24 protein-coding genes are annotated in these 24,528 nt (G+C 55.3%); 21 read left to right on the plus strand and 3 right to left on the minus strand.

What is annotated here, in order from left to right; genetic code table 11:
- Positions 1–48: 48 nt before the first annotated feature.
- From JMF85_RS11290 to JMF85_RS11300, 3 genes are all read left to right on the plus strand, one after another.
- Complete coding sequence (locus JMF85_RS11290; protein WP_201318200.1) at positions 49–609, plus strand: cell shape determination protein CcmA; 561 nt, start codon at positions 49–51, stop codon at positions 607–609.
- Positions 610–624: 15 nt separating this feature from the next.
- The gene (locus JMF85_RS11295; RefSeq protein ID WP_201318201.1) at positions 625–768 is read left to right on the plus strand and encodes a hypothetical protein; all 144 of its coding nucleotides are present in this window, start codon (positions 625–627) and stop codon (positions 766–768) included.
- Positions 769–856: 88 nt separating this feature from the next.
- Positions 857–2,197 (plus strand): TrkH family potassium uptake protein, encoded by a 1,341-nt coding sequence (locus tag JMF85_RS11300; RefSeq protein WP_141334258.1) that lies wholly within the window; start codon positions 857–859, stop codon positions 2,195–2,197.
- Between the two features lie 146 nt (positions 2,198–2,343).
- Here the strand turns inward: JMF85_RS11300 and mnmA are convergent, their stop codons facing one another.
- Positions 2,344–3,426 (minus strand): tRNA 2-thiouridine(34) synthase MnmA, encoded by a 1,083-nt coding sequence (gene mnmA / locus JMF85_RS11305; protein WP_127607113.1) that lies wholly within the window; start codon positions 3,424–3,426, stop codon positions 2,344–2,346.
- A gap of 168 nt (positions 3,427–3,594) precedes the next feature.
- Between mnmA and cymR the strand changes: the two genes are divergently transcribed.
- The 17 genes from cymR to JMF85_RS11390 all read left to right on the plus strand — a co-directional run bounded on the left by cymR (position 3,595) and on the right by JMF85_RS11390 (position 21,564).
- Complete coding sequence (gene cymR, locus JMF85_RS11310) at positions 3,595–4,017, plus strand: cysteine metabolism transcriptional regulator CymR (protein ID WP_054800160.1); 423 nt, start codon at positions 3,595–3,597, stop codon at positions 4,015–4,017.
- A gap of 38 nt (positions 4,018–4,055) precedes the next feature.
- Positions 4,056–5,207: a cysteine desulfurase family protein gene (locus tag JMF85_RS11315; RefSeq protein WP_127607224.1), complete on the plus strand. Its 1,152-nt coding sequence runs from the start codon at positions 4,056–4,058 to the stop codon at positions 5,205–5,207.
- A 26-nt stretch (positions 5,208–5,233) separates the two neighbouring features.
- On the plus strand, positions 5,234–5,755 hold the full coding sequence (locus JMF85_RS11320) for a PRC-barrel domain-containing protein (RefSeq protein WP_127607115.1): 522 nt from the start codon (positions 5,234–5,236) through the stop codon (positions 5,753–5,755).
- 10 nt (positions 5,756–5,765) lie between these two features.
- Positions 5,766–5,963: a hypothetical protein gene (locus tag JMF85_RS11325; protein ID WP_014371928.1), complete on the plus strand. Its 198-nt coding sequence runs from the start codon at positions 5,766–5,768 to the stop codon at positions 5,961–5,963.
- A 252-nt stretch (positions 5,964–6,215) separates the two neighbouring features.
- Positions 6,216–7,286, plus strand: a complete 1,071-nt coding sequence (locus JMF85_RS11330; RefSeq protein WP_127607226.1) for an AI-2E family transporter — start codon at positions 6,216–6,218, stop codon at positions 7,284–7,286.
- Positions 7,287–7,476: 190 nt separating this feature from the next.
- On the plus strand, positions 7,477–8,757 hold the full coding sequence (locus JMF85_RS11335) for an ArsB/NhaD family transporter (protein WP_201318202.1): 1,281 nt from the start codon (positions 7,477–7,479) through the stop codon (positions 8,755–8,757).
- Between the two features lie 15 nt (positions 8,758–8,772).
- Positions 8,773–9,063, plus strand: a complete 291-nt coding sequence (locus tag JMF85_RS11340) for a hypothetical protein (protein WP_054797873.1) — start codon at positions 8,773–8,775, stop codon at positions 9,061–9,063.
- A gap of 493 nt (positions 9,064–9,556) precedes the next feature.
- The gene (alaS, locus tag JMF85_RS11345; RefSeq protein WP_201318203.1) at positions 9,557–12,181 is read left to right on the plus strand and encodes an alanine--tRNA ligase; all 2,625 of its coding nucleotides are present in this window, start codon (positions 9,557–9,559) and stop codon (positions 12,179–12,181) included.
- Between the two features lie 78 nt (positions 12,182–12,259).
- Positions 12,260–12,523 (plus strand): IreB family regulatory phosphoprotein, encoded by a 264-nt coding sequence (locus JMF85_RS11350; RefSeq protein ID WP_054797872.1) that lies wholly within the window; start codon positions 12,260–12,262, stop codon positions 12,521–12,523.
- A 35-nt stretch (positions 12,524–12,558) separates the two neighbouring features.
- A complete protein-coding gene (gene ruvX / locus JMF85_RS11355; protein ID WP_127607122.1) occupies positions 12,559–12,981 on the plus strand; it encodes a Holliday junction resolvase RuvX in 423 nt (140 codons plus the stop codon).
- Positions 12,982–12,988: 7 nt separating this feature from the next.
- Positions 12,989–13,315, plus strand: coding sequence for a DUF1292 domain-containing protein (locus JMF85_RS11360; RefSeq protein ID WP_054797870.1), 327 nt, complete (start codon positions 12,989–12,991; stop codon positions 13,313–13,315).
- A 24-nt stretch (positions 13,316–13,339) separates the two neighbouring features.
- Positions 13,340–13,651, plus strand: coding sequence for a DUF1292 domain-containing protein (locus JMF85_RS11365; RefSeq protein WP_127607124.1), 312 nt, complete (start codon positions 13,340–13,342; stop codon positions 13,649–13,651).
- Between the two features lie 129 nt (positions 13,652–13,780).
- Entirely contained in the window at positions 13,781–14,797 is a 1,017-nt protein-coding gene (gene mltG, locus JMF85_RS11370) for an endolytic transglycosylase MltG (protein WP_236595821.1), read from the plus strand.
- Positions 14,798–14,833: 36 nt separating this feature from the next.
- Entirely contained in the window at positions 14,834–15,775 is a 942-nt protein-coding gene (locus JMF85_RS11375; RefSeq protein WP_127607128.1) for a peptidase U32 family protein, read from the plus strand.
- A 29-nt stretch (positions 15,776–15,804) separates the two neighbouring features.
- A complete protein-coding gene (locus JMF85_RS11380; RefSeq protein ID WP_054797866.1) occupies positions 15,805–17,100 on the plus strand; it encodes a peptidase U32 family protein in 1,296 nt (431 codons plus the stop codon).
- Positions 17,101–17,543: 443 nt separating this feature from the next.
- Positions 17,544–19,565, plus strand: coding sequence for a methyl-accepting chemotaxis protein (locus JMF85_RS11385; RefSeq protein ID WP_236595822.1), 2,022 nt, complete (start codon positions 17,544–17,546; stop codon positions 19,563–19,565).
- Positions 19,566–19,812: 247 nt separating this feature from the next.
- Positions 19,813–21,564, plus strand: coding sequence for a peptidoglycan D,D-transpeptidase FtsI family protein (locus JMF85_RS11390; protein WP_236595823.1), 1,752 nt, complete (start codon positions 19,813–19,815; stop codon positions 21,562–21,564).
- Here JMF85_RS11390 and JMF85_RS11395 read toward each other — a convergent pair.
- The gene (locus JMF85_RS11395; protein ID WP_201318206.1) at positions 21,558–22,841 is read right to left on the minus strand and encodes a sensor histidine kinase; all 1,284 of its coding nucleotides are present in this window, start codon (positions 22,839–22,841) and stop codon (positions 21,558–21,560) included. The two genes, JMF85_RS11390 and JMF85_RS11395, sit on opposite strands and share 7 nt — an antisense overlap.
- Before the next feature lie 183 nt (positions 22,842–23,024).
- On the opposite strand from JMF85_RS11395, the gene JMF85_RS11400 reads away from it, so the two are divergent.
- Positions 23,025–23,186: a hypothetical protein gene (locus JMF85_RS11400; RefSeq protein WP_201318207.1), complete on the plus strand. Its 162-nt coding sequence runs from the start codon at positions 23,025–23,027 to the stop codon at positions 23,184–23,186.
- An 87-nt stretch (positions 23,187–23,273) separates the two neighbouring features.
- Here JMF85_RS11400 and JMF85_RS11405 read toward each other — a convergent pair whose 3' ends face one another.
- Positions 23,274–24,317, minus strand: a complete 1,044-nt coding sequence (locus tag JMF85_RS11405) for a metallophosphoesterase family protein (RefSeq protein WP_127607134.1) — start codon at positions 24,315–24,317, stop codon at positions 23,274–23,276.
- Positions 24,318–24,528 lie beyond the last annotated feature (211 nt).

A 24,528-nucleotide genomic window follows, 5' to 3' on the forward strand; every position in this document is an offset into this window, starting at 1 on the left:
GTCTGTAACGGAAGGTCGAGCATACACGGCGAGGTGAAGGCTCAAACGGTGGAAGTCAACGGCTCGACTTCGTTTGAAGCGAAGGTGGATACCGGCAGCATGCAAATTAACGGCAAAGCGGACGTGGAAGGAAGCTTAAGCGCACGCGAGCTGAGAGTCGACGGGCAGTTGAAGGTGAAGGCCGGCTTATCCGGAGAAGACATCGTGGTGAACGGTTATTTGAAGGTTCAGGGCGCTTGCGAAGCGGAATCGTTCCGTTCCCGCGGCTGCTTTCGCGTGGACGGTCTGCTGAATGCGGGGAGCATCGAAGTCGACTTGTACACGGAATGCCGGGCTAAAGAAATCGGCGGCGAAACGATATCTGTCCGCAAAACGGAGCTTGCCGGCGCGCTCGGCAAGCTGGTACGGGCGCTGATGTTCGCAGAAGATGCGCTGATCGTCGATACGATTGAAGGCGACGAGGTTTATCTGGAGCACACCCGCGCCGGCATCGTCCGGGCCAAGAATGTGAGCCTGGGGCCCGGCTGCGACATCGGATTGGTGGAATACGCGGATACGTTCAATCACCATCCGGATTCGCGTGTCGGAGAGAGCCGTAAAAGCTTATGACCGCAGGAGGCCTGCATGGACGAATTTCTTACACAGCTTTCGGGCGGTATCTCCCGATATGCCGAGATGGGTCGTGACGATCTATATGGTGCTGACGGCGCTCGGTATCGGCGCTTGAACCCGGCTGAAGCTTCGCATGCGGAAAAGTCCGCTGCTTGACGAAAGGTGACGATGACGTTTGCCGCCTAGTTGCGTCGTGGTATACTAGCTCATAAGAAGGAGCCCGGTGCAAGGAGATGACATACGAGTGAAACGCAAGTCCAAATGGTTCAAACTGACGCCGCCGCGCGTGTTTGCCGGCGGTTTCGCCCTTATTATTGCGGTCGGCACGCTGTTGTTGTCGCTGCCGGCCGCTGCCGTAAGCGGGGAAGCTACCCCGTGGGTCGACGCGTTGTTCACGGCGACCTCGGCTACTTGCGTGACAGGATTGCTCGTGGTCGATACGGGCACTTATTTTACAAAGTTTGGTCAAGTCGTCATCCTGATTCTGGTGCAGCTCGGAGGTTTGGGCTTTATGACGACGGTCACATGGTTCGCAATCGCGATGAAGAAGCGGATTTCGCTGCGCGATCGGCTCATGCTGAAGGAGTCGATGAATCTTCTCGGCATCGAAGGCGTCGTGCGGCTTATTATGAAGGTGCTGATCTATTCCGTCGTCATCGAGAGCTTTGCCGCGCTGTACTTCGCCTATCGCTTGTCGCAGGAGATGCCGCTCGGCCATGCGCTTTATTACGGCGTGTTTCATGCCATATCGCTGTTCAACAACGCGGGCTTTGAGCTGTTTGGCGGGTTCCGCAACCTGACGCCTTATGTGGCGGACTGGGGAATCAACCTTGTGTCGATGCTGCTTATCTTGTTCGGCGGTATCGGATTTATCGTGCTCTCAGAGCTCGTGGATTACCCGAGCTCGCGGCGCCTGTCGCTGCACAGCAAGGTTGTGCTGACGGCTACCGGCATTTTGACGCTGTTAAGCGCACTGCTCATCTTTATATTCGAATATACGAATGCGCGTACGCTCGGCCCGCTCAGTCTCGACACGAAAATTCTCGCCTCGTTGTTCCAAGCGATCACCTTGCGCTCCGCAGGAGTGAATACGATCGATATTACCGGATTGCGGTCGGCTACGCAGTTCCTGATGGTCATCATGATGTTTATCGGCGCGGCTCCCGGCTCCACCGGCGGCGGGATCAAGCTGACAACCTTCGTTATTCTGGTCGGCGCCGTACTGACCATGGTGCGGGGGAAGCAAGACATGGTCCTGTTCCGTTACCGGGTCCCGAAGAGAGATATATATAAAGCGACGACCTTTTCCTTGCTTGGCTTGTTTTGCCTCGTGCTGTCCACGATGGCGTTATCCACCGTGCAGGGGCAAGATTTCCTGATGATTTTGTTCGAAGCGGCTTCGGCTTTCGGGACGGTGGGCTTAAGCGCGGGACTGACGCCAGAGCTAGGCTTCGCCGGCAAAATAAACATCATTGTCATGATGTATATCGGCCGAGTCGGTCTGATCACGCTGGCGTTCGCTTTGCAGCCGAAGCTTAAGAAGGACAGCTATCGGTATCCGGAAGGCAAGCTGACGATCGGTTGAGCGGTCTGCGTTATAGCCCGGGAAATAATTTTATACAAAAAAACCGTCAAGGTGGAGTACCTTGACGGTTTTTGTATATGGGACGCCGAACGCTCAAGTCAGCCGATCTCCGGTGCCTGATGCGGTATAGCCAAACCTTGTCCGCGTCACTTCACCATCTTGTCGATGACCGCTCCGCCCAAGCAGACATCGCCGTCATAGAACACGACGGATTGTCCCGGCGTAATCGCCTTCTGAGGCTGATCGAATTCCACGCGGCAGCTGCCGTCCGCTTCGAAATGAACGATGACGCCTTGGTCCGGCTGGCGGTATCTGAACTTGGCCGTGCAGCGGAACGGGCTTTGCGGAGGTTCTCCCGAGATCCAGGTCAAGTCGGTGGCCAGCAAGCCCTTCGAGTACAACGCCGGATGTTTCTCGCCTTGAACGACGTACAACACGTTACGCTCCAGGTCTTTGCCGGCGACGAACCAAGGCTCGCCGCTGCCCGAGCCGCCGATGCCGAGCCCTTGGCGTTGTCCGAGGGTATAGTACATCAGGCCGTCGTGGCGGCCCTTCAATTCCCCGTCCAGCGTGCGCATCTCACCCGGCTTGGCCGGCAAATAACCGCTGAGAAACTCTTTGAAATTTCGCTCGCCGATAAAGCAAACGCCGGTGCTGTCTTTTTTCTTCGCGGTCGCAAGACCCGATTTCTCCGCGATCGCGCGGACTTCCGGCTTCGGCAGATGGCCGATCGGGAACATGGCCTTGGAGAGCTGGTACTGGCTCAGTGCGTGCAGGAAATACGTCTGATCCTTATTCGAATCGACGCCTCGCAGCAGCCGATATACGCCGTCAACTTGCTCGACGCGTGCATAATGGCCGGTCGCAATATAGTCTGCACCAAGCTCGAGCGCCTTGTTCAGAAACTCGCCGAATTTGATTTCCCGGTTGCACATGACGTCCGGGTTCGGCGTGCGACCTTTGCGATATTCGTCCAAGAAATAGGCGAACACCTTGTCCATGTATGGTTTCTCAAAATTTACCGTATAATAAGGAATACCGATTTGACTGCATACCCGGCGCACATCTTCGGCATCTTCTTCCGCCGTACAGTGTCCGAACTCGTCGGTATCGTCCCAGTTTTTCATGAATACGCCTATGACCTCGTAACCTTGCTCTTTCAGGAGCAGCGCCGCAACGGACGAATCGACGCCGCCTGACATGCCGAGGACAACACGTGGTTTACTCATTCTTAATCCCCTCGCTTTGCTCTTGTGGCCTGCTTAGTATTATACATAGATTTGCTCATAAATAAAATTATTTCAACATATCGTCATTGTTTTTCTCCCACAATAGAAGGTTTTGTGTTACCATAGAAAAGATACCAAAATGTATGATATGTAAATGAGGTGCTCGATTTGAAGATATCAACTAAAGGCCGCTACGGGCTGACCATCATGATGGAGCTTGCCACCAGGTTCGGAGAAGGCCCCACCTCACTGAAAAGCATCGCCGAAAAGCATCAGCTTTCCGAGCATTATTTGGAGCAATTGGTTGCCCCGCTGCGTAATGCCGGGTTAGTCAAAAGCATTCGCGGCGCTTACGGTGGATATATATTATCAAAATCGCCCGAGGAGATTTCCGCTGGAGATGTCATTCGGGTACTGGAAGGTCCGATCAGCCCCGTCGATTTTACGGAGGAAGACGACCCTGCCAAACGGAACTTGTGGATACGCATTCGCGATGGCATCGCACAAGTGCTGGATTCGACCTCGCTGCAGGATATGATCTCCTATCATGACGAGGGAAGCCATCACGACAGCTATATGTTTTATATCTAAGTGTCTTTACATTTCTTATGAACGATGTGGTGAGTACATTGAACCTGATTTATTTGGATCATGCCGCAACAACCCCGGTTCATCCGGAAGTGGTGGAAGCCATGATGCCATATTGGACGAATAGCTTCGGGAATGCCTCCAGCACGCATTGGGCCGGCCGCGACGCGAAGAGCGCGCTGAACGAAGCGCGCGATCGGATCGCCTCTTTCGTCGGATGTGCGCCGTCTGAGCTCGTCTTTACCGGCGGAGGCACGGAGAGCGATAATATGGCGCTGTTCGGCGCCGCTGAAGCGAACCGCGCTCGCGGCAACCATATCGTTACGACGCAGATCGAGCATCATGCGGTTCTGCATGCATGCGAGAGATTGGAGCGCCTCGGCTACGAAGTGACCTACGTGCCGGTCGACGAATACGGACGGGTCTCGGTGGACGACATTAAATCCGCGCTTCGCCCGGATACGATATTGATCAGCGTCATGTACGGCAATAACGAAGTCGGCACGCTGCAGCCGATCGAAGCGATCGGCGCACTGGCTCGCGAGAAGGGAATCGCCTTTCACGTCGACGCGGTTCAGGCGCTGGCTTACATGCCGCTTCATTTGCATGCGCTGCCTGTTGACTTTATGAGCTTTTCCGCGCACAAATTGAACGGTCCCAAAGGGGTCGGCGCGTTGTATATAGCGAAGAACGCTCGGTTCGTGCCGTTAGGCTACGGCGGCTCCCAGGAGCGCAAACGGCGCCCAGGTACGGAGAATACCCCGGCGATCGCAGGTTTTGCGAAGGCGGTTGAACTTTTTGACCGCGCGAGGTATGAAAAGAAACATCACGTGGAAACACTACGTCAAGAACTGGTAAACGAGCTGGAAAAGCGGCTCAGCCCGGACGATTTCATCGTGAACGGACATCCGAGCGAGCGGCTGCCGCACATCCTGAACGTCAGCTTCCCGGGCGTCTCGACGGAATCGATGCTGATGAATCTCGATTTGGCCGGAGTCGCGGCGGCAAGCGGATCGGCGTGTACCTCAGGATCGCTGGAGGTATCCCATGTGCTGAAAGCGATGGGGTTATCCGAAGCGAGAACTTCGTCGGCGATTCGGTTCAGCTTCGGCGCCTCGAATGATTCCGCACAGATTCGCGAAACCGCGTCACGGGTTGAAACCGTCATCCGCCGTTTACGTAGTATCGTTTAAGCCAATTCACGATTGGAGAGAGTTTGGTGAGACGTACGCGGGATGTGATCGGGTTGCCTGTGATCTGCGTGCATACCGGCAAACAAGTCGGTGAAGTTACGGATCTGCTGCTCGACGAGGATTGGCAAGTGCAGGCGTTTCTGCTAGGGGCGGGACATTGGTTTCAAGAAGCGACTTGCGTGGAATGGGAAGACGTTATCGCACTAGGCGAAGACGCCGTTACGATCAAGCGGGAGGACGCGATTAAGCCGCTTGAAGCGAAGAATACCTGGAAGCTTCTGCTTGGCGGGAGACACCGGATCAAGGGACTTCCGCTGCTGACCGTGAACGGTCAACAACTCGGCGTCGTCGAGGATGTTTATTTAGATGCAAAAACGGGTAAAAAAGTAATAGGATACGAATTGACCGAGGGTTTCATTTCAGATCTCAAAGAAGGGCGCAAATGGCTGCCCATGCCGGATTCCGTGAAAGTCGGCGAGGACGCCTTAATTGTTCCCGTACGCGCAAGCGAGGCGTTGGAGGAAATCTTCGTACCAAAAGAAGAATAGGGTGATACAGATGTTACGTTGTCCAAACTGTAATTCCAAAGATATCGGCAAAATCGGCTCGCATCAATTTTATTGCTGGGGCTGCTTTATCGAACTGACCGTGAACGGGGAGAAGATGTCCGTATTCCAAGTCGAGGAAGACGGTACGTTAAGTTCGTTGGATGATCTCTTCTTTGAAGAGGAAATGCCGCAAGTTCACGCCAACTAACGGTTCGGACCGGCAAGCCGACTTACAATATAACGCCTATGAACACCGCTGCAGGGAGCGTCGCTCCTTCGCTTGCGGTGTTTTTTTGCCCCGTTCGTCCTTCTTCATTGTATTCGGCTCGTGCCGGCTTTATGTGCGGGGGACGTCCGAATGTTGGGTTAAGAACCAGGGGTTGTACATATACTGTAGTATATGGAAGTTCGTTCGTACTGACGAAGCCGGTACCGAAAGATGCCGAAGGAGGGGACGTGTCTGGAACGGCTGCCCAAAAACCGCGTTCTGCTCGGGATGGTTTATACCTTGCTCATTCTTGTTATTTTATATTTGCTGATGCAGCTCCGGCCGATGATTTCAGGGGTGTATTGGTTTTTGCGCGAAATTTTGACACCGTTTATCATCGCGCTCATTATTTCCTATGTCTTGAATCCGGTCGTCTCGCTGCTGGGCGCACGCAAAGTGCCGCGTACGATCGCTGTGCTTCTGATCTACGCCTTGTTCATCATGTCCATGACGGTCATCCTGATGAACGTGATTCCGATGCTCGTTCGCCAGCTGGCGGAGCTGAACGAGCACATGCCGGACGTTTCGTTCAAGGCGCAGAGCCTGGTCGACGACTTGAACGGCCTGCAGTTTTTGCCGGACAGCGTCCGGATCGGGATCCATCAATCGTTGGCGAAGCTGGAGGACGGCATCTCGCTGGCGATCGCCGATTACATCAACGGGATCGGCAATACGATCAATAAGCTGTTTATGATTTTTATTATCCCGTTCGTCGCATTCTATATTTTGAAAGATTTTCAATTGATCGAAAAAACGACGCTGGCCATTGTGCCCAGAACGCACCGCAAAGAGATTGTGTCGATGCTGACCGATATCGATACGGCGCTCGGCAACTACATTCGCGGACAGTTTACGGTTTGTCTGATTGTCGGGCTGCTTGCTTACATCGGGTATTGGGCAATCGGCATCCCCTATGCGCTGCTGCTGGCAAGCGTGGTCGCGGTGTTCAACATCATTCCGTACCTGGGGCCGTTTCTCGGCGCGGCTCCGGCGCTCATCGTCGCCTCGACGATTTCGATCAAAATGCTGCTGCTGGTTATCGTGGTCAATACCGTCTGCCAAATTCTCGAGGGCAACGTCATCTCACCGCAGGTAGTCGGCCGTTCTTTGAACATGCACCCATTATTTATCATGTTCGCGCTGCTCGTTGGAGGAGAGGTGGCGGGTGTGGTCGGGCTCATATTGGCGGTTCCGTTCTTTGCGGTAATCAAGGTTATTCTGCAGCATGTCTTTTTATATTACGTGCATAAACGAACCGTTTAAAAAAAATTTGGTCATGGGCGCAACAAATTGCAACCTCCGGCGTATATACAGATGGAATTTTTTTCGGGAGACCCTGAAGCCCGTCTACAACTGCATATTCAGCAATCGTTTCATAGGAGGAGCCTGTCACCAAGGGCTCCTCTTTGTCTTTTTTCAGGGTCTCACCAGACATCGCAGGAGGACTATCTATATGGACAAGCAAGCGCTCATCGCTATCGGGTTATTTCTCGTCGCCTACGGATTCATCATCTCGGAGAAAATCCACCGAACGATCGTCGCCATGACCGGCGGCATTCTAGTGGTTGTGCTCGGAATCGTTAATCAGGAAACGGCGCTCCATCACATCGACTTTAACACGCTCGGACTGCTCGTCGGGATGATGATCATCGTCAGCATTACGGCGGAGACGGGGGTATTTAAGTACGTCGCAATTTGGGCGGCCAAAAAAGTCGGCGGACACCCCGCGCGCATCATGGTCGCGCTGGCGATCGTGACGGCGTTCGGTTCGGCGTTCCTCGACAACGTCACGACGGTGCTCCTGATGGTGCCGGTCACTTTCAGCATTACGCGACAGCTGCGGGTCAATCCGATCCCGTTCTTCATTTCACAAATATTTGCGTGCAACATCGGCGGGACTGCGACGTTAATCGGCGATCCGCCGAACATTATGATCGGCAGCGCGGTGAAGGAACTGACGTTCATGGCGTTCATCAACAACCTGACGCCGATTGTGATCATCATCCTGATCGCGACGATCCCGGTCTTCGTCCTGCTGTTTCGCAAAGACATTCAGACAACGGAGGAGCTGCGGCGCGGCGTCATGGATCTGGATGAAAAGTCGGAAATCCAGAACCCGGCGCTGCTTCGCAAAAGTTTGGTCGTGCTGGGCTTAACGATCGGCGGCTTCTTCATCCATCAGATCGTCCATCTGGAATCGGCCACGGTGGCCTTGGCCGGCGCGTTCCTGTTGCTCCTGTTAACCGGGGAGCATTATTTGGAAGAATCGTTCCGCCGGGTCGAGTGGATGACGATATTTTTCTTCATCGGATTGTTCGTGCTCGTATCGGGTTTAGTTGAAACCGGCGTCATCGCGGCTTTGGCCGAGCAGGCGATCAAGTTGACCGGCGGGGATGTGACGAAGACGTCGATCATGATTTTGTGGTTTAGCGCGCTCGCTTCGGCGTTCCTCGACAATATCCCGTTCGTGGCCACTATGATTCCGATGATCTTCGAGATGGGAACGATGGGCGTATCCGATTTGGAGCCGCTCTGGTGGAGCCTTGCGCTAGGGGCTTGCCTCGGCGGTAACGGGACGCTGATCGGGGCCAGCGCCAACTTGATCGTCGCCGGCATGTCCGCCAGGGAAGGATATCCGATATCGTTTATGAAATATATGATAATCGCATTTCCTTTGATGCTGTTTTCGGTGGCGCTGGCGCACGTATATATTTATGTAAGATATTTGATGTAAGGGGGAAAGGCTGCGATGACAAAGCTTCGCTATACATATGACGAGAAGCTCTTATCTTGGGAGGAGCAGAACGACGGGGAGGCGGACGTGGAATTTTGGCTGCGTCTATCCGTGCCGGATGCGAGTGTCGAGAAGGGCGTGAAGGCGGTGCGCGATTATTTTGGCCATAACGACGTTCTGACCGACGTGTTGTTCTATGCGCACCACAATGCGGTGTACCAATGGATTGTCCGCCGCGACTTCTACGAGGCATTCGTCATCCGGGCGTTCGAACACAAGCTGTTGACCTCCCTCGTTTGGGAGTAGGGCCCCGGCCCCGCACGGGACACGGGAACGGGATACGCCCAAATGCCGGGCTCTACAGGGCGGATCTCGGTTGACAGGCCCGCCGTCGGAAAGGTATAATTTTGCTTTGTAAAGCTTTGGCTTCCAAACAAGAAAGCGTTGAAGAAATTCAGTAGGTTGTAGTCCATTAGCCAGAGAGAAGGCTCGGATGCATACCGATACGGCGAGAAGGCAGGCGCAGGCCATGTCCGAGAGCCGGGCTTGGGTGCGGTCCGCTGCGAGAGTCTTCCTAATGAAGGGCGACTGAACGCTCATTTCGGAGCGCGGATAAACTCCGCCGGAAGGACCCGTTATCGTCCGCGAAGAGGAGATTGCACCGAACCGCCGAGCGTTAACAGCGCAGGCGAAGGCCGTGCAATAACCAGGGTGGTACCGCGAGCAATCGTCCCTGTTTTCAGGGGCGTTTTTTTATTGTTTTTCCCGTTTCATTTCAATTCAGGGGGGGCTTACGAAAGTGAAAGCTAGTGAAATTCGTTCCAAATGGTTAAAGTTTTTTGAAAGCAAAGGCCATAAAATCGAGCCGAGCGCCCCGCTCGTGCCTCACAACGACCCGTCGTTGCTCTGGATCAACGCCGGGATGGCGCCGCTGAAGCCGTACTTCGACGGCCGCATCGTACCGGAGAACCCGCGGATCGCCAACTCGCAGAAGTGTATCCGGACGAACGACATCGAGAACGTGGGGAAGACGCGCCGCCACCACACTTTTTTCGAAATGCTCGGCAACTTCTCCATCGGCGATTACTTCAAGGAAGAAGTCATCACGTGGGCGTGGGAGTTTCTGACCGACAAAGAATGGATCGGCTTCGATCCGGAGCGTCTCTCCGTTACCGTATATCCGGAAGATACGGAAGCGTTCGAGCTTTGGAACAAGAAAATCGGGATTCCGGAAGAGCGAATTTACAAGCTCCAGGAAAACTTCTGGGATATCGGCGAAGGGCCTTGCGGACCGTGTACGGAAATTTTTTACGACCGCGGCGACAAATACGGCGACCTGAACGATCCGGAATGCTGGCCGGGCGGCGAGAACGAGCGCTTCCTCGAGGTGTGGAACCTCGTATTCTCGCAGTTCAACCATAATAAGGACGGCAGCTATACGCCGCTTCCGAACAAAAACATCGATACCGGCGCCGGACTCGAACGGTTCGCTTCGATTCTGCAAGATGTCGATTCGAACTTTGACACCGATCTGTTCCAGCCGATCATTCAAAAAACGTGCGAGCTGGCCGGGGTCAAATACAAAGAAAACGACGAGCAGGATGTCGCGCTCAAAGTTATCGCCGACCATATCCGGACGGTAGCGTTCTCCGTCGGCGACGGCGTACTGCCGTCCAATGAAGGACGCGGCTATGTCATCCGCCGTTTGCTTCGCCGTGCGGTCCGATACGGCAAAGTGGTGCTCGGTATGGATAAGCCGTTCCTGTACCTGTTGACGCCGGTCGTAGGCGAAATTATGGGCGTGTACTACCCGGAAGTGGTGGAGAAGCGCGAATTTATCGAGAAGGTGATCCGTACCGAAGAGGAGCGTTTCCATGAGACGCTCGGCGGCGGTCTCGCCATTCTGGCCGAGTTGACCGAGAAGGCCCGCAAGGATGGTTTGACCACGATCAGCGGATCGGACGCTTTCAAGCTGTACGATACCTACGGATTCCCGTTCGATCTGACGGAGGATTATGCTTCGGAGCAAGGGCTGACGGTGGACCGCGAAGGGTTCGACCGTGCGATGCAGGAGCAGCGGGACCGCGCCCGCGCGGCACGCCAGGAGTCTGACAGCATGAAGGTGCAGGGCGGACCGCTGGCTGATTTTACGGTTAAAAGCGAGTTTGTTGGATATACTGATTTGGTAACAAGTGCTAAAGTGATCGCAATCGTGCATGAGCAGCAGTTCGTCGATCTGGTCGGAACGGGTGAAACGTGTCAGGTTATCCTGGACCGGACGCCGTTCTATGCGGAAAGCGGCGGTCAAGTCAGCGATCACGGCTACATGACAGCGGGCGATACCGTGCTTAAAGTCGAATCGGTCGGCAAAGCGCCCCACGGCCAGCACGTGCATACCGTCGTCGTCCAGGCCGGTGTGCTGCGCAGCGGAGAGACGGTGCAGGCAACCGTGACTCAGGATGTCCGCGAGGACATTATCAAGAATCATACGGCGACGCACCTTTTGCATAAAGCTTTGAAAGAAGTGCTGGGCGACCATGTCAATCAAGCGGGCTCGCTCGTTGCGCCGGAACGTCTGCGTTTCGACTTCTCGCATTTCGGAAGCATTTCCGCCGAAGAGCTGCAGGAGATCGAGCGGCGGGTCAACGCGCAAATTTGGAACAGCCTCGAGGTGGACATTTCGCTCAAGCCGATCGCCGAAGCGAGAGCGATGGGCGCTATGGCGTTGTTCGGGGAAAAATACGGAGATGTTGTGCGTGTCGTTCGCATCGGCGGTTACAGCCTGGAGCTGTGCGGCGGTTGCCACGTGTCCAATACGAGCCAAATCGGCTTGTTCAAGCTCGTCAGCGAGTCCGGCATCGGCTCCGGCATACGGCGGATCGAAGCGACGACCGGGCGTCAGGCCTACCAATACTTGGACGGACAGCTGCAGCTGCTGCGCGATGCGGCAAGCCTGCTGAAGTCGAATATTACGGACGTGCCGAAACGGGTGGAAGGCTTGTTCACCCAATTGAAGGAGCTTTCCCGCGAGAACGAATCGTTGAAAGCGAAGCTGGGCGGCATTGAAGCCGGCTCCCTGACCGATCAGGTCAAAGCCGTGAACGGGGTTAACGTGCTTGCGGCCGAAGTAAGCGCGGGCGATATGGAATCGCTGCGCAATATCGTCGACCAGATGAAGCAAAAGCTCGGTTCGGCCATCATCGTGCTCGGCGCTGCGGCGGAAGATAAGGTGAATCTGGTAGCGGCCGTTTCACAGGATTTGGTCGGGCAAGGCTATCATGCCGGCAAGCTGATTAAAGAAGTCGCTGCGGCTTGCGGCGGCAGCGGCGGCGGCCGTCCGGATATGGCGCAGGCGGGCGGTAAAGACGCCTCCAAGCTGAAGGAAGCCCTCGGAACGGTCGAACGGCTGGTCGCATCCAAATAAATGTTCGCTGTCAACAGGAATTTTATGGCCGATGGCGAATAAGTCAGTAATAACTTTGCAGGGGGGTGCTTCGCAGATATGAGTTCTATGGATAAAACGATGAAATTCAACATGAAAGCGGAAGAAATCGAAACCTCGCCCAAAGAAGTCATTCTCGCGGTGTACGACGCGCTTCAGGAAAAAGGGTACAATCCGATCAATCAAATTGTCGGCTACCTGCTCTCCGGCGATCCGGCCTACATTCCGCGTCACAACAACGCCCGGAGCATCATTCGCAAACGGGAACGGGACGAACTGATCGAAGAGCTGGTTCGTTCCTATTTGCAGCAGTACAAATCTTAGAAGCGGGACGCAAGAGGGACGGACAGGAGCAAGTTATGCGCTTAATGGGCTTGGATTACGGGGACAAAACGATCGGCGTTGCGGTAAGCGACGAGCTGGGCTGGACCGCGCAAGGGCTGGAAGTCATCCGTCGTACGACGGAAGAGAGGGACACGAACCGGCTGCGCGAAATTATCCGCGATTACGGCGTGTCGGAGATCGTGGTCGGCTTGCCGAAGAACATGAACAACACGATCGGCCCGCGTGGGGAAATTTGCATTGCATTTTCCCAAAGTTTACATGAAAAACTACAATTGCCCGTACATTTGTGGGACGAAAGGTTGACCACCGCCTCCGCGCAGCGTACGCTGCTCGAGGCGGACGTCAGCCGCAAGAAAAGAAAGCAGGTCATCGATAAGATGGCGGCCGCGCTCATATTGCAAGGATATATGGATGCCAACTCCAACTCGAAGAGGTGAAGAACTCATGTCTCAGAACGACCAGAACGTGAACGAAGAGCTGTTGCAGGAAGAAGAGCCCGAAATTATATTCATTCCGGATGATGAAGGCAACGAAGAAGAATTTGAAGTGATTATGAAGTTCGAAGTGGACGGCTCGGACAAGAAGTACATGATGGTCGTCCCTGTGGACGCCGACGAGGAATCCGACGAGGTGTATGCGTTCCGTTATGAAGAAGACGGCGACGATCTGCAGCTGTACACGATCGACGATGAAGAAGAATGGAACATTGTCGAAGAAACGTTCAACACGCTGATGGACGAATTCGAGGAAGACGAAGAAGAGTCCAAGTAAGCTTAGGTGCAAAGGAGGAGGCCCATGTCGAATTCGGCCTCGGAAGCGGTGCCGACGCGCCAGTTGCGGGAAGCGTACGGAGATGATATTATTTTATATGATGAGCATCAAGAATCCGTCGTGTACCGCATTGTGTCGGAGCTTGTCAGGAACGGCCAAGGCTATGCCATGCTGGAGAAGGCGAAGCCGGGCAAAGAGGATGAACCGGAAGTTTTTCGCGTAACGCGTAATGAAGACGGGGAACTTGCGCTGGAGACGATCGAAGACGACGACGAGTGGGAAGAGGTCTCGGAGCTTTTCGACGAATGGACGTTTCCGGCGGATGAATCGTTGTAATGTAGGTTGGCCGTATACCACGAGCGGAGATTCTCCGCTCTTTTTCGTTTGAATAGAAGAAAGGAGCGGCGCCCTTTCAGGTGCAGATAGCAGGCGATGTCGCTGAAACGTGTTGGAATTGCAGCAATCATGATCATAATTCTCATCGGCCTTGGGACCGCGCTAGGGCTGATGCTGTACGTCAGCCGCGGGCTTGCGCCGCTTCCGGCGTCAAGCGAGCTCAAGCGGGTGGCGTACCCTCCCGGAACGGGGATCAGCGAGCTTGCCTCGCAGCTTGAAGAGAAAGGGTTAATCCGCGATGCGCGGCTCTTCACGTGGTACTTGAAGCTGAAGGGCGAGGGCGGCAAGTTTCAAGCGGGCGAATACGAGCTGTCGCCCGGCTTGTCGAAGGAAGCGATCGTCTCGCTGTTCAATCGCGGCGAGACGGTGAAGTCGGCAGGTATACGCCTCACCGTTCCGGAAGGCTTTACGCTGAAGCAAACAGCCGAGAAGCTGCAGCAGCTCGGCGTCGACGCGCAGGCGTTCGAAGCGGCGGCGCAGCAATTCCAAGGATCCGGGGACTCGGTGGCTTCGGGCATACCGGCGGACCCGAATATGAAGGTGCGGCTGGAGGGTTACTTGTTCCCCGAAACCTACGAGTGGAAGAAAGACGCCTCGGCGCAGGAGATGATCGCCACGATGGTCGGCGAATTGGACAAACGGCTGCAGGAGCTGCCCGAAGGCTGGCGGCAGGCGATGGCCGAACGCGGCCTTTCGTTTCACCAAATGTTAACGCTCGCCTCCTTGGTGGAGAGGGAAGTGGCGGTAGAGGAAGAGCGGGCGCTCGTCAGCGGCGTTATTCACAACCGGTTGAAGCAAAACAAGCAGCTGGAAATTGACGCCACGATTCAATACTTGTTCGATAAGCCGAAAGAGCGGCTGTTCGAGAAAGATTTGCGTATCGAGAGCCCGTATAACACGTACTTGAACAAAGGGCTGCCTCCGGGGCCGATCGCCAGCCCGTCGCTCGCTTCGATTCACGCGGCGATTTACCCCGCCGAGACGAACTATTTGTTCTACGTGACGAAGAAGGACGGCAGCCGAACGCACTTGTTTGCGGAAACGTTCGAGCAGCATAAGAAAAATATTGCCGAGAGCAACAAGTAGATCAAAGTTGTCTCAAGGAAAGAAGGTGTGACTGTCATGACGAAAAAACCGGAATTGCTGATCCCGGCCGGTACGGTCCGGGAGGCGCAGCGTTATATCGAGGCGGGTGCAAACGCCGTTGTCGTAGGCGAGCATCGCTTCGGCCTGCGCTTACCGGGCGAGATCTCCATAGCCGGGCTTGAAGAGCTTGTTCCTTGGGCGCATGCACGCAACGCCTGTGTGTATGTGGCGGTGAACAACCTTATGGATAACGGGCTGCTGGCCCCGCTTGAAACGTATTTGAAAGAGCTGGACCGTGTGCAGGTCGACGGGCTCGTTTTCGGCGACCCTGCTGTACTAATCGCCGTTCGCAGAGCGGCGCCCGGCATGAAGCTGCATTGGAATGCGGAGATGACGTCGACCAACTACGCGACGGCCCGGTATTGGGCGGGCAAGGGAGCCGTCCGGATGGTGCTGGCGCGCGAGTTGAACCTCGAGGAGACGCTGGAGATCAAGCGGCAGCTGCCCGAGCTGGAAGTTCAAGTGCAGGTGCACGGCATCACGAACATTTACCACTCGAAGCGGAGCTTGCTGACGAATTACAAGGAACATCAAGGCCGTCCCGAAGAGCTGGAACAGCTGGATCTCGGCATGGATGAAGGTTTGTTCCTGATCGAGCAGGAGCGTCAGAACGAGCGGTATCCGGTGTACGAGGATGTGAACGGCACGCACATTATGAGCTCGGACGATGTCTGCATGCTGGACAGCCTTCACGAGCTGCTGGAAGGCGGCATCGACTGCTTGAAGGTGGAGTCGCTCTTGAAGACGCCGGCCTACAACGAAACGGTGCTGCGCAGCTACAGACAAGCGATCGACGCCTATACGGCGGACCCGGGCGGTTACCGGTTCCAGGAAGAGTGGCTGGAGGCGATTCGCAAGCTGCAGGATCCGCGGCGCGAGCTGTCGTACGGGTTCTTCTATAAAGAGCAAGTATACTAAGAAGCGTTACACGAAATGGGGTGAGTGCGATGACATTAATCAATCAAGAGCTGCTGGGCAAACGCGTGCGTCTGGATAAACCGGAGCTGCTGGCTCCTGCGGGCAGCCTGGAGAAGCTGAAGTTCGCCGTGCATTACGGCGCGGATGCGGTATATATCGGTGGGCAGCAGTACGGGCTGCGTTCCAACGCGGATAATTTCACATTCGAAGAAATGCGCGAGGGCGTTGAGTTTGCCGAAAAATACGGCGCCAAGGTGTTCGTCGCGACTAACATTTTTGCGCACAACGAGGATATCGACGGCCTGGAGGACTATTTGCGCGGCATTCAGGATGCGGGCGTACACGCGATCATCGTAGCCGATCCGATCATTATCGAGACGTGCCGGCGGGTGGCGCCGAAGCTGGAAATTCATTTGAGCACGCAGCAGTCGACGATGAACTGGCAGGCCGTGCAGTTCTGGAAGGAAGACGGCGTGGACCGCGTCGTGCTGGCGCGCGAAGTGAGCATGGAGGAGATCGTCGACATCAAGCGCAACGTGGACATCGAAATCGAAGTGTTCGTGCATGGCGCGATGTGCAGCTCCTATTCAGGCCGGTGCGTACTGTCGAACCATTTTACGGACCGCGATTCGAACCGGGGCGGCTGTTCGCAGTCGTGCCGCTGGAAATATGACCTGTTTACAACGGAAGAGGAGCTCGGCGGGACGTCTGCGTCTCAGATCGGCATCAAGGAGCTGCCGTTGTTCCAGGAGGGTGACAATCCGTTCTCGATGAGCTCGAAAGACTTGTGCATGATCGAGCACATCCCCGAGCTGATTCGCTCCGGAGTCGACAGCTTCAAGATCGAAGGGCGGATGAAGAGCGTCCACTACGTGGCGACGGTCGTGAATGCGTACCGCCAAGCGATCGACGCGTACTTCGACGATCCGCAAAATTATACGTTAAAGCCGGAATGGCTGTACGAAATTCAGAAGGCGGCGAACCGTCCGCTGAACACCGGCTTTTTCTACGACGAACCGGGTCACGAGGATCACATCTTCGAGCCGGAGGACAAAGCGGCGCCTTACGACTTCGTCGGCGTCGTGATGGACTACGATCCGGCCGAAGGCATAGCGCTCATCCAGCAGCGCAACCACTTTAAACCGGGACAAGAGGTGGAGTTTTTCGGCCCGGGCGGCACATTCTTCAAGCAGCAGGTGCCCAGCATCGCGAACGAGGCCGGAGAGGCGCTTGACGCCGCCCGCCATCCGCTGCAATTGATTCGGATGAAAGTGGAGCAGCCGGTTCGTCCGTTCGATATGATGCGCAAACGAGTCGGCAAATAACGGAAATGCGAAAAAGAAAGGCCCGCGATCAAGCTTCACGCTCGCGGGCCTTTTTGCGTGTCCGGAAATTCGAACAAAAAAGTACTTCAAAAGGACGGGCTTTATCCCGATATATATAAACATGCCTATAAAACCTTTTCATAGGCTAATCACCAAGCACTATGTTTATTGGAAAGGAATACATAAAAGGTGGAGGATTTTGGCTTAATATGTCGAATAGGTTCTTGTACCTAGAAGCAACAAGAAAATGATTTGAAACCAAAATGAATTAGGTGGTGTTTCCTGTGAAGAATAGGTTGTCTTCACTACTTGTAAGCCTGCAAAAATTCGGCAAAAGCGCACAAATGAAACTTGCTGCACAAACATCCCGGTCTAAGCGGTCTGGCACAAGCGCTGCCGGTTCTGTCGCCGAATCCTTACAGAACATGCGGATGACCCATCTTATGAAATCCGTCGGGGCGAAGCTGTTCTTGATTTTTTTCTTCTGCATCTTGTTTTTTGTGTTGACGGTTGGCTTGACTTCTTATTACAAGTCCAAGCAAGTCCTTCAGAACAAAGTGGCGGACGCTTCGGAGCAAACGATCATTCAAGCGGGATCGAAGCTTGACCTGATCTATTCGACCTTCGAAGATTTGACCATGCAGATGATGCTGAACGAAGATTTGCGGGCAACGATCACGAATCTTCGCGCAACAGGACGAGATACATACGATTATATGAACTTGAACCGGTTAGTGAACGAGAAGCTGAATGTTTATGCTTTCTCTAATAAAAGCATTAAAGCCGTGCATTTGCTGACGGAAACGGGCGAACCTATAAGTTCGACGGCCAATACGATGGGCAACGACAGCCGGGCCGAGAAGGACTGGTTCAAGAAAATCATCGAGGGCAACGGTCAGGCGGTCTGGCTTAGTACACAGGAGAAAGGATTCACCGACGGCGTTCTGGGGAACGCGCAGCCGACGTTCGCCCTGGGCCGCATACTGAAAAGCCCGTCGACGAGTCAAATTACCGGTGTGCTGCTGATCGAAATCGGCGTCGATACGATCGGCCGGGAAACCGAAAGCATCAGCATGGGCGAAGGCGGAAGCACGATCATCGTTTCCGATACGAATACGTACGTGTACTCCCCGAATCAGGAACAGCTCGGCAAAGAAAGCAAGCTGGATGTGCCCGAAGACGCTTTCAAAGAGAGGAACGGCAAGCTGACCAGCATTAAGGGCGATTACCAGATCGTGTACTACAAATCGCAGGTTAACGGATGGAACTTCATCGGTTATATGCCGGTCAACGAATTGGTCAGAGACGCTTCGGTCATTTTCAACCTGACGCTTGGCATGGCGCTCGGGGCGATGGTCATTGCCGTCATCATCGGTTACTTCATCGCCCGCATGATCGGGCGTCCGCTCGTGCTGCTGCGCAACCTGATGAAGGAAGGCGAGCAGGGCAATCTGCGCGTCCGTATGGATGTGAAGAGCCAGGACGAAATCGGGCAGCTTAGCGTCAGCTTCAACCAAATGATGGAGAAAATTACGGCGCTTGTGCAGCAAACGAACGCTTCCGCGCAAGAGGTGCTGCAGACGGCGGCCGACTTGTCCGATGCGTCGAAGAGAACGGCGATGTCCGCCAAAGATATCTCGATCGCGACCGAGGAAATCGCCAACGGCGCATCCAGCTTGGCGGTCGAGTCCGAGCGAGGCAACGAATTGACGCACAACATCGCCAAGCAGATGAAAAGTGTCGTGGAAGCGAACGTGATCATGGGCACGTCAGCCGGCGAAGTACAAGGCTCGAGTAAGCAAGGGATCACTTATATGAGCGAGCTGATCGGCAAAACGAACGAAACGGAATCGATGACCCGCTCCATGGTGGAGAAAGTCGATAATTTAAAAGAAAGCACGCGCTCCATTCGTAAAATTCTCGACGTGCTCGGCAATATGACGAAGCAAACGAACATTCTATCCTTGAATGCGACCATCGAAGCGGCTCGAGCCGGCGCGGCAGGCAAAGGCTTTATGGTCGTGGCCGATGAAATCCGCAAGCTGGCCGATCAATCCCGTCAGTCGATTGCGATCGTCGGGCAAATCACGGAGCAAATTCAGAAGGAAATTGACGAGACGGTGCAGGTGTTGTCGCAAGCGTATCCGATTTTCCAAGAGCAAATTTCGTCGGTTAAGGAAGCGGATTCCATCTTCAAGCAGGTTGATACGCAAATGGCAGGCTTTATCGAGCGCCTGTCCGAAGTGACCGAGTCGATCAGTCAATTGGAATCGTCCCAATCGGTGCTTAGCGATGCGATGGCTAACGTCAGCGCGGTGGCGCAGCAGTCGTCGGCCACTTCGGAGGAAGTGGCATCGCTCAGCTCGGAGCAGCTCAACGTTTCCACCGGACTCGTCAAGCTGTCCGACAAGCTGGAGGAGCTGTCCAATTCCTTGAAAGAATCGTTATCCAAATTCCAAGTATAGACCGAGTGATCGGTTCACGTTACGGCGCTTGCCTCTGCGGAGAGGCGGGCGCTTTTTTCCATTTCATGGGATTGAAGGCGTGCGGCTTTGACTTCAAGCTCTGCCGCGTTTGTCGAAGCTTGTATATGCGCATACTGGAAGAAAACAGCACAAGCGCGAAGCGAGCAGGTGAGTGCCATGAGCGAGCATGAATCGTCAACCTTGAAAAAAACCGTATTTTACCGTTTTGATAGGCATCGTTCTTGTTTTGATCGGCTGGAACGTACGGCTGTTTTGGATCCAGGTCGCCTCCGCTACGCATTTGACCGACCGGGGGATCGATCTGGTTGAAAATTCGGTTGTGCAGCGGGAACAGGGAATCGTGCTCGACAGCGGACGGGGTGACTTTGTGGACCGCAACGGCGTATCGCTCACGGGGAAGACGATGCGGGTGCTGACCGCATTTCCGATCGAAACGGACCCGAGCGGCGCCGCCGAACGAGAAGCATCACTCGCCCGAGCGGCGAAGGTGCTTGGCGTCCCGGAGCGGCAGCTGACCGTTTTTTTGGATTCGCTTACGGTACCTCAAATTTGGACGGTCGATGGCAGAGCGGCTGCCCTGACCGAGGATCAGGCGCAGCGGCTTGACGCGCTAGGGCTTCCCGATTTACGCGTGACGACGTATAAGGAACGGTACGACAGGCGCCAGCCTGCAGCCCAGGTCATCGGGTATATCGGGCAAAACCCGGAACGGATCACGAAGCAATTCACAGACCAGTTCCATAAGGGCGAGCTGCAATTGACGAGCAAAATCGGCAACGCCGGACTGGAGAAAACGTTCGAGCCGTGGCTGCGCGGGATCGGCGCAACCTCGGTGTCGCTGTTTACGGATGCGGCAAGGCGGCCGCTTCCGGGGCTGGATATTCGCACCGTAACGCCGGGCAACCCGTATTATCCGTTGAAAATTGTCACAACCTTGGACCGCAAGCTGCAGGAGCGTATCGAAGGCAAGCTGGAGCAATGGGCTATTCGCGACGGGGCTGTCGTTGTGATGGATATCGAAAACGCCGACGTTATCGCGATGGCCAGCCGCCCGAGCTTTCAGCCGGAACACGTCGATATGGCGAATGAGGCGGGCTGGGGCAATCGCGCTTTAAAGGCGGAGACGCCGGGTTCCATATTTAAGACGGTGACCGCTGCGGCCGCGATGGACGAACACGTCGTCAAGCCCGGCGAAACGTTTCATTGCGACGGGGAGCTCGGGAAATTCGGCTTTACGTGCTGGAAGAAGGAGGGACACGGCACGCTTACGCTTGAGGAGGGCTTCGCCCAGTCGTGCAATATCGTGTTCGCGGAAGTCGCGCAGCGGCTTGGCGGAGAACGACTGGAGCGCTATGCGCAATCGCTTGGCCTGACGAACCGGGTCGGCTGGCTCGGGGATACGTCAGCGGCGGCGGGATTCCGGCAGCTGGACGGGGAAGAAGCCGGTCAAGTGTATGCCGCATCGACCGACCGTAAAGACGCGGGGGCGCTCGTCCAGACGGCGATCGGCCAACGTGACGTGCTGCTCACCCCGCTGCAGGCGGCCAATCTTGTCGTAACGCTGTTCCACGGCGGCCAGGTGCTGTCGCCGCGGGTCGTGCAAGAGGTTCGGTTCCGGAACGAAAGGTTATACGAGCGGTTCGATTCGCGTCATGCAGCAGATGCGGAAGCGTTCCCGTCCATTCATCAGGCGACGGCGAAGACGATGCTGGGCTGGATGACGCAAGTCGTGGACCACGGCACCGGCAGCGCGCTGCAAGCCGCCAAGTGGCCGGTGGCCGGCAAGTCCGGGACGGCGCAAGTGCAGCTGGCCGGCGGCAAGCCCGGCGAGAATCATTGGTTTATCGGATACGGACCGGCGGACCATCCGAAATACGCCGTTGCCGTCCTCATTCGGCATGTGCCGGCAGGAACGAAAAATAAGTCCATCCTTCTTTTTCAAGAAGCGATGGACATACTGGCGGAGGCTGATCAATGATAGCTGCTCGGCTGCAGCGAAGGGAGCGTGATTGTAAAACAGGTGCCTTTCCCCTGCTCGCTCGTGACATCGATACGGCCTTGAATGTTCTGAATGACGCGGTAGGTCACCATCATGCCGAGTCCGGTTCCTTTCCCCCGCGTCGTGTAATAAGGAGTGCCGAGACGTCCGACTTCATCCTCGGTCATCCCGATGCCCTGGTCGATGATGTCGATGCTGACGCGGGACGATTGCACGGACCCGATGATGCGCAGGATGCCCCCGCCCGGCATCGATTCGATGCCGTTCCGGCACAAGTGGACGATGCACTGGGTCAATTTGTCCGCGTTCGCGCTGATCATCAGCTTGTCCTGCAGATCGACTTCGATGCGGACGTTCCGCAGTTGAGCGAAGGTGTCGAGCTGCTCCAGCGCCCGAAGCACAAGCTGCTTGGCGTCCAGCAGCTCCAGCGCTTCCATTTGCGGTCTGGCGAACGACAAGTAGTCGTTGATGATCGACTGGGCGCGATCCAGTTCGTCAAGCACCATCTGGTTGTAGACCTGCCGCTTCTCTTCGGTAAGCTCGCGCTGCTTCATCATCTGCACGAATCCCCGCGCAACCGTCATTGGATTGCGGATTTCGTGGGCAAACGAAGCGGCCAGCTCGCTCAACAGGTTCATTTTGTCGCGCTGCTGGATTTGCTTGCGCAAATCGAGATTGATGCGAATTTGCCGGACGATACATACGATAATGACCGAAGTCCCCATATAAGTCAGCGCATAGGCGACAAAAAAAAGCGCGATTTCCGGACTATAAACCATGCGGCCGAGTCCCGCGAACGGTATCGATAAGACCGCGGTGATGGCGACAACGACCAGGCCGATCCATCCCGCGACAAGCGGCTTTTGCAGCAGCGCGGACGGATGAATTTTGCGCTTCACGGCCCACAAGAAGAGGAAGACGACTGCGGTGATGGCGAGCGAAACGTAAGCGCCGGCGCCCCCCTCCATAAACCGGTAGAGCACAACGACGGCGAAGACCGCCAGCGTAGGAAGCGTTCCTGTATACATGAAACAGGCGGTGAGCGCGATAAAGCGCATGTCGTATTGGAAGCCGTCGGCCAGTTGAACCGGATACGTCATGCTGAGCACGGCCGAGAGGGCGGCGAGAGCGGCGGCGGCCCACCGGTTTCCGGTGTCGTCGATGTGCTGCAGACGATCGATCCAGAACAAGGGGTACATCATGACCGGAGTTACGACAAGGAGCATATTCAATAGTAATTGGGTAACAAAATCCACGACCGTTCATCACCTTTTGCAACAAATTCGATACATCGATAGTTCAATTCATATTTACATTCGACAACATTTGCCTATTTCCTACATGGATAAAAAAAGAATCTATCCGAAGATCGGACAGATTCCAGAAGCAGGCTTACAACCACCGTTCCGCTTTTTCCCCAGCCGGGTGAACCAACCGCGATGAAAGAGCGCGTAGGATGGCTGGCCCGGGAGCAGAAGAAGGGACTTGCGGTTTTCTCGGTCATTGCGCCGGCGGAGGATCCGTCAGGCCGGAACGAAGCCGCCAAGCTCAAGTATGTGCACGGGGATGCGGTTTACGGGTATGATCGATTGCATGAATAGATGACGGGCTGGCTCGAAGGAGCGAAGCCCATTTTGTGTCGAAAGCGTTGGAGGCGTTGATCGCCTTGAACACCGCGCCCGCTTCGTCTACACGCGCAACGGCACGGTCCATTCCGCGCCCGGAATCCACGAACGGTCGGTGAACTCCCGGCCTTTCACGACGACTTGGTGCGGGTACACCTGCACGTACATGCCTTGAACGGTCGGCGTGCCGCTCGTGCCGCCCCTGGTTTTGCCGACGGAGGCGTTGTTGAACCAGTGGAACGTGTTCTCCTGATTGTAATGGTTCTCGTTCACAAAGGTCCGGTGGGAATGTCCGGAGAACACGAAGACGTTGCGGTACGGTTCGAGAATGGCGCGGAACCGTTTGGCGCGAATGAGCCGGTGCGTGCCGCCGTCGGTTCCGGGTGCGGGCAGGGGCTGATGGATGAACACGAGCGCCGGTTTGCCGTCCGCGTGCGCCTTCATTTTATCCTCCAGCCAGGCGAGCTGTTCGTCCGAATACCAGGCGCCCTCGCCGACATCGGGCTTCTCCTGCACGTACGCCTCCTGTGAGAGCAAGATGAGGTGTACGCCGTTCACCCATACGTCTGTATACGGTTTATCCTTATACCCGAAAAAGCGCATGAACCGCTCCCGCGCCATTGCATCCGTCTTGCCGTTGGGCATCGTCTCGGTGGAGAAAGCGCCGCGGTCCGTCAACCAAATATCGTAATAGTCATGATTGCCCATATTCGCGTAATAAGGAGGCAGCTTGTAGGCGCCCAATATTTTTTTCAGCTGATTGTACTCGATATCGCGGGCGAAGTCGGTCAAGTCGCCGCCGAAGACGATCGTATCGACGCTTGATTCGAAATTGCTCACGTCTTTCAACGCGAGGTGCAGCTTATCGCCTATGCTCGAATCGGCTGCGCTGATATGCAGATCGCTGAGCAGGAAGAAGGACAGCAGCGGCGCGCCGGAAGCTGCGGGTTGGCTCGCAGGGGCCGGGACCGGCAGCTCGGGCTGCACCGGCGGAGCGGCTGGATCGCCGGGGGCGGCTTTTCCGAATAACCGGGTAGCGGCTGCGCCTCCGGTCATTAAGGCAAGCAGGCCAAGCAATTGCTTGACAAAAAGTCTTCTGGACATCATATAGGAACAATCCCTCCGGGGGCAACGCCAAATAGAAAAATAAGAAGCTAGATTCATTATAATGTAGCAGAGGGTAAATTTGAATAAGATAGTTCGGAGTTTTCCTGCACCCACTGATGGAAAAATGGGCAGGTACTAGCCGAAGTTAGTACTGTTCTCGGCCTCGTTCTTCGCTATACTGAAAGTATCAGGACGGCATACTGGAATGCGG

The sequence above is a fragment of the Paenibacillus sp. EPM92 genome, from assembly GCF_016586185.1.
GTDB classification, from domain to species: Bacteria; Bacillota; Bacilli; order Paenibacillales; family NBRC-103111; genus Paenibacillus_G; species Paenibacillus_G validus.

Excerpts from the sequence above, each read along its gene's own strand:
- JMF85_RS11295 (WP_201318201.1), top strand. The coding sequence starts at position 625 with ATGGACGAATTTCTTACACAGCTTTCGGGCGGTATCTCCCGATATGCC.
- mnmA (WP_127607113.1), bottom strand. The coding sequence starts at position 3,426 with ATGAGTAAACCACGTGTTGTCCTCGGCATGTCAGGCGGCGTCGATTCG.
- JMF85_RS11325 (WP_014371928.1), top strand. The coding sequence starts at position 5,766 with ATGTTACGTTGTCCAAACTGTAATTCCAAAGATATCGGCAAAATCGGC.
- JMF85_RS11335 (WP_201318202.1), top strand. The coding sequence starts at position 7,477 with ATGGACAAGCAAGCGCTCATCGCTATCGGGTTATTTCTCGTCGCCTAC.
- JMF85_RS11340 (WP_054797873.1), top strand. The coding sequence starts at position 8,773 with ATGACAAAGCTTCGCTATACATATGACGAGAAGCTCTTATCTTGGGAG.
- JMF85_RS11350 (WP_054797872.1), top strand. The coding sequence starts at position 12,260 with ATGAGTTCTATGGATAAAACGATGAAATTCAACATGAAAGCGGAAGAA.
- ruvX (WP_127607122.1), top strand. The coding sequence starts at position 12,559 with ATGCGCTTAATGGGCTTGGATTACGGGGACAAAACGATCGGCGTTGCG.
- JMF85_RS11360 (WP_054797870.1), top strand. The coding sequence starts at position 12,989 with ATGTCTCAGAACGACCAGAACGTGAACGAAGAGCTGTTGCAGGAAGAA.
- JMF85_RS11365 (WP_127607124.1), top strand. The coding sequence starts at position 13,340 with ATGTCGAATTCGGCCTCGGAAGCGGTGCCGACGCGCCAGTTGCGGGAA.
- mltG (WP_236595821.1), top strand. The coding sequence starts at position 13,781 with ATGATCATAATTCTCATCGGCCTTGGGACCGCGCTAGGGCTGATGCTG.
- JMF85_RS11375 (WP_127607128.1), top strand. The coding sequence starts at position 14,834 with ATGACGAAAAAACCGGAATTGCTGATCCCGGCCGGTACGGTCCGGGAG.
- JMF85_RS11380 (WP_054797866.1), top strand. The coding sequence starts at position 15,805 with ATGACATTAATCAATCAAGAGCTGCTGGGCAAACGCGTGCGTCTGGAT.
- JMF85_RS11385 (WP_236595822.1), top strand. The coding sequence starts at position 17,544 with ATGAAATCCGTCGGGGCGAAGCTGTTCTTGATTTTTTTCTTCTGCATC.
- JMF85_RS11400 (WP_201318207.1), top strand. The coding sequence starts at position 23,025 with ATGAAAGAGCGCGTAGGATGGCTGGCCCGGGAGCAGAAGAAGGGACTT.
- JMF85_RS11405 (WP_127607134.1), bottom strand. The coding sequence starts at position 24,317 with ATGATGTCCAGAAGACTTTTTGTCAAGCAATTGCTTGGCCTGCTTGCC.